General features: G+C 65.2%; 1 protein-coding gene. It reads right to left on the bottom strand.

Annotated elements, in window-relative coordinates; all coding sequences use genetic code 11:
- On the bottom strand, positions 1-270 hold a 270-nt coding region (locus NLU14_RS21875; protein WP_420845093.1), incomplete at both ends, for a glutathione S-transferase family protein.

The raw sequence follows: 270 nt of genomic DNA, 5'->3' as shown, positions 1-270 counted from the left end.
CAGTCGAGCGCTTCGGGCAGGTCGCGCGTCGTCACCTGCGCGATCAGGGCATGATCGGGCTCGCGCTTCCACACATAGGGAACGATCGTCTTCTGGTAGAAGAGCCGCCAGATGATCAGGTCGCCGAGCCGGCTGTCGGCATATTCCTCCATCCAGCGCGCCTTTGCCCGATCGGCCGCGCCGTGGGGCATCAGCGGCGGCTCGGGCCAGCGCTCGTCGACATATTCCGCGATCACGGTCGAATCGTTGAGCACCAGTTCGCCGTCGATC

This window comes from Marinobacter iranensis (assembly GCF_029207565.1).
Lineage (GTDB): Bacteria > Pseudomonadota > Gammaproteobacteria > Pseudomonadales > Oleiphilaceae > Marinobacter > Marinobacter iranensis.
The sequence above is the reverse complement of the archived record's forward strand: the minus strand, read 5'-3'. Positions and strand labels throughout refer to the sequence as shown.